The sequence below is a fragment of the Sphingorhabdus sp. genome (assembly GCF_044239005.1).
GTDB lineage: Bacteria > Pseudomonadota > Alphaproteobacteria > Sphingomonadales > Sphingomonadaceae > Sphingorhabdus_B.
Window position 1 is genome coordinate 1 of sequence record NZ_JBIICH010000150.1, and the last position, 4463, is coordinate 4463.

Sequence of the window (4463 nt, forward strand, 5' to 3'; positions counted from 1 at the left end):
CTGCGCCCGCCAGTATGCAGCCGCATATAATCGCGCTCGGCCTCAATCCGTTCAATATCCATTGCGGCAATGCGGATGAGTTCGGCGCGATGGGATACCCAAAATTCATGCGCATAACGGCTGTCGGATTTCGACGTGGTTGTGGCGGGGCTGATCTCGGCGTCTTGTGTGCCGGCCGCACGCGCAATGGCGCGGCCCAGCCGCTCGCTCGATACGGGTTTTAAAACATAATCGACGACATCAAGGTCAAAGGCTTCGACCGCAAAATTATCGTACGCCGTAATCAAAATGATGGCCGGCTTTTTGTGCATCAGGCCCAATGCACGCGCGGCGTTGATGCCGTCCATTTTGGGCATGCCGATGTCTAGGAAAATAAGGTCAGGCGTGAGCTGTTGGGCAATGCGCAGCGCCCCTACGCCATCATTCGCTGTGCCGACGACCTCAATAGCGGGATGATCGGCGCTCAGGGTTTCCAGCCGTTCAATGGCCAAAGGTTCATCGTCCACAATCAAGGTGCGCAGCCGTTTCATGCCGTTATCCTGTGGCTCAAAGGCAGAGTGAGTATCGCGATGAACCCGCCGCTTTTGACCGACTGTGTATCGAGCCGTGCCGCGGACTTATATCGCGCCTCCAGCCTGTCGCGCACATTGGCAAGGCCAATGCCATTTCCGCCGACATGTGCGGCGTCAACAGCCTCTCCATCGTCAATGACACTCAGCACCAGATTATCATCGCGGCGATCCGCGCTGATTGAAATGGAGACCGGCCGTGTTGCCCGCGACACGCCATATTTGATGGCATTTTCAACAAGCGGCTGGAGAATGAGTGCAGGCACATGCTGGTTCATCAGCTCAGGCGGAATGTTGATGCTGACGCGCAGTCGCTTGGGGTAACGCACGCTTTCAATTTCCAGATACAGACGTTGCAGTTCCACTTCTTCCTCAAGCGTCACATCCTCCAACGGATCGGAAGACAGGCTTGTCCGGTAAAAGTTGGACAAGTTCTGGATCATCGCTTCGGCCTCTTTGGGCTTACCGGTGATGACCAGGCTTGAGAGCGAGTTCAGGGTATTGAAAAGAAAGTGGGGATTGACCTGATAGCGCAGCGATCGCAGCTCGGCATCTTGCGCCGCTTGCGCAAATCTGGATGTTTTGCGTTCGGCTTCGCGAACCTCGCGCGCATAGCCGATGGCGACATATAGCGAGCTCCACGCGATCAGGAAAAAATAATGGGTGACGGAAATGTCGGCGATTTCTTGCCAGAAGGACAGCCCCAATTGGGCCTTCAAATCTTCAAAACTGCGTCCAACGCTGGGGTCCTTAAAAAGGCTGATCGGATCGTACAGGTTGAAGATATAGAAATTTGCGGACGCAAGGGCGATGGCACAGGGAATTGCGCCCAGGAACGCGACGCTGACGCGGAAACCAAGCGGTCGCCGGTCTGCCATCCGCAGACCAGTATATAAAATCCAGGTGACCAATACGCCCACCAGCGCTACCATCAGGCGCCGTTCAAACAGCACAGCCTGCGCTGGAAAATCGAGCAAAGCGGCGCGCAGCGACAGGATGAGCGCGTAAAAAGCCCAAAACCCGATGATGGTAAGCAAAGCCATTTGATGGCCAATCAGTGCTTTTCGCGAGGTGACGTTCTCCATAGCCTTTCATACCGGATTTTCAGCCGGTTGCACCACGCCTACCGTTTCTCGTCGAACGCTTCGCCGATTTCGTCGAATGTTTTGCCGCTGGCTGCTTAATCGGGTTTGCGCTGATAGCGGAAATACCAGACTTCGTGCCCTAAACGGCGCGCCTTGGCTTCATAACGCGTTTCGGGCCAACCGCCGGGCCGGCTTTGGAAGTCTGCTGCGGCTTCGCACAGCCAGTTATATTGGTGCCGGTGGCGCTGCATGACCATGAGGGCGTGGCGCAAATATACGGGGTGATCGGTGCCGAACCGGAATTCCCCGCCGGGTTTCAATTTTGCGTGGATGAGATCAAGCGGACCATCGTTCATCATCCGGCGCTTCACATGCCGCGCTTTTGGCCAAGGGTCGGGATGCAACAGATAGACGAAGGCGAGCGACTTGTCGGGCACGCGGCGCAATATCTCCAGCGCGTCGCCCATATGCAAACGCACATTGCGCAGCGCGCCTTCACGCACATGCGACAGCGCTTGCGCGACCCCATTCATGAACGGTTCGCAGCCTATAAATCCATGGTCGGGTAAAAGGTCGGCGCGGTAAGCCAGATGCTCCCCGCCGCCAAAGCCGATTTCAAAGTGCATGGCGCGATCATCGCCAAACAATTGCATGCTACCCAGCTCGCCCGTTTCAGGCACCGAAATTTGCGGCAGAAGGTTGTCGACCAGATCAACCTGTTCGACACGCAACTTCTTACCCTTTGAACGCCCGTACAGGCGGTTCAGTGTCGTGGGGTCTCCGGGCTTGTTCGCAGTCATAGCGGTGGCGGCTAAACTTTCAGCCGCCACGCTGCAAGTGTAATCAGGCGAGAGCTGCCTTCAAATCGTTGACAAGGTCGGTGCGTTCCCACGGGAAGAAATCACCTTCGGGCTTGCGTCCGAAATGTCCATAAGCCGCAGTCTTGCGATAGATTGGCTTGTTGAGGCCAAGATGCGTGCGAATGCCGCGCGGGGTAAGTCCGCCCAGCTTTTCGATATTCATGATCGCCGCTTCAATCTTGTCGTCGCCAACTGTGCCGGTTTCATGCGTGTCGACATACAGCGAAAGTGGCTTTGAAACGCCAATCGCGTAAGCCAGCTGGATGGTGCAGCGGGTCGCAAGACCAGCGGCAACGATGTTCTTCGCCAAATAGCGCGTGATGTAAGCCGCCGAGCGGTCAACCTTTGTCGGGTCCTTGCCGCTGAATGCGCCGCCGCCATGGGGCGCTGCGCCGCCATAGGTGTCGACGATGATCTTGCGGCCGGTCAGGCCAGCGTCACCGTCAGGGCCGCCGATTTCAAAGCTACCGGTCGGGTTGATGTGATAGACTGTGTCGCGCAGCAAGACCGGCGGAATAATGTCGGCGACAACCTTGCGGACATAAGCGTGCAGTTCCGCTTCCTTGTCACCCGTGTCATACCCCGCAGCATGCTGGGTCGACACGACGACGGCGGTTGCGGCGACGGGTAAGCTGCCTTCGTAGCGCAGGGTAACCTGGCTCTTTGTGTCTGGTTCAAGGAACGGGGCTGCGCCGGAATGGCGGTCAGCGGCCATACGCTCCAAAATCTTGTGGCTGTAATACAGCGTTGCCGGCATCAGATCGGGCGTTTCGTCGGTCGCATAGCCAAACATGATGCCCTGATCGCCAGCGCCTTCATCCTTGTTGTCCGATGCATCAACGCCTTGCGCGATATGCGCGGATTGGCCGTGCAGATTGTTTTCAAAGCGGAACGTTTCCCAATGGAAACCATCCTGCTCGTAACCGATCTCTTTCACGGTGCGGCGAACGGTGGCTTCGATTTCTTCCTGCGCGCCGGGTGCCCATGCGCCATTTTCATAGACGCCTTTGCAGCGGATTTCACCGGCAAGCACGACCAACTGAGTCGTGGTCAGGGTTTCGCACGCGATGCGGGCTTCGGGGTCTTTGGAAAGAAATAGGTCGACGATAGCGTCGGAAATTTGGTCCGAAACCTTGTCTGGGTGCCCTTCGGACACGGATTCGGACGTGAAAAGGTAATTTGCGCGCATGGTTGTTCCAGTCTGTTGGCTGTATCTGCGTATAAAGAATTCTTTATATCGATTTGCGGCTTTAGCGAGAACGTACGCGGCGGGCAAGAGGTAACAGCGCATAAGCGATGAGCAGCCCTGCAAAGCCGAGCGGCAACATATTTCCAAAACGTGCGAACAATGTCGGCGCCTTCGCCTGCGGCACAACTGCGTCGATCCGGCCAGATGTTCCAAGCGGCAGGCTTTTCATGATCCGGCCGTTCGCATCGATGACGGCGCTGATGCCGGTTGGTGTGGCGCGTACGACGGGTAAGCCTTCTTCAATGGCCCGAAGACGCGCCTGTGCCAAATGCTGTGGCGGGCCGATGGTGCCAAACCACGCGTCGTTGGATGGATTAAAGATAAAGTCTGGCCGGTTCTTGCGGTCGGTAACTTGGCCCGAGAATATCATTTCATAGCATATCTGGATGCCGATTTTAACCGGCTTGCCGTTCAGATTAACTGTCATCGTCTGAGGTCCAGGGCCGGGCCAGAAATCGAGGTCGCCGGGTACCAATCGCGCCAAGCCCAACGGCCGCAGCAACCACGGCAGCGGCAGATATTCGCCATAAGGGACAAGATGCGCCTTGTCATAATGGCCCAAGATATTGCCGTTCGCGTCCATCGCCGAAACGCTGTTGCGCGCCGCGACCAATTGGCCCTTTTCAATCACCAGCCGGTTTGCGCCGGTGACCAAAACATCGCCGTCACCCATCAGCGTCGTCAGCCGCGCCCGCGCGCC

5 protein-coding genes are annotated in these 4463 nt (G+C 57.0%); all 5 read right to left on the bottom strand.

Going from position 1 to position 4463, the window contains the following annotated elements:
- On the bottom strand, nt 1-530 hold a 530-nt coding region (locus ACILQA_RS10045; protein ID WP_395629567.1), incomplete at its 3' end, for a LytR/AlgR family response regulator transcription factor.
- Nucleotides 527-1654: a sensor histidine kinase gene (locus ACILQA_RS10050; RefSeq protein WP_395629568.1), complete on the bottom strand. Its 1128-nt coding sequence runs from the start codon at nt 1652-1654 to the stop codon at nt 527-529. The genes ACILQA_RS10050 and ACILQA_RS10045, both read right to left, overlap by 4 nt.
- 95 nt (nt 1655-1749) lie before the next feature.
- Nucleotides 1750-2454, bottom strand: coding sequence for a tRNA (guanosine(46)-N(7))-methyltransferase TrmB (locus tag ACILQA_RS10055; RefSeq protein WP_183941882.1), 705 nt, complete (start codon nt 2452-2454; stop codon nt 1750-1752).
- A gap of 43 nt (nt 2455-2497) precedes the next feature.
- A complete protein-coding gene (metK, locus tag ACILQA_RS10060) occupies nt 2498-3703 on the bottom strand; it encodes a methionine adenosyltransferase (protein WP_395629569.1) in 1206 nt (401 codons plus the stop codon).
- A gap of 61 nt (nt 3704-3764) precedes the next feature.
- Nucleotides 3765-4463: apolipoprotein N-acyltransferase (gene lnt, locus ACILQA_RS10065; RefSeq protein ID WP_395629570.1), on the bottom strand; the 699-nt coding region annotated here is incomplete at its 5' end.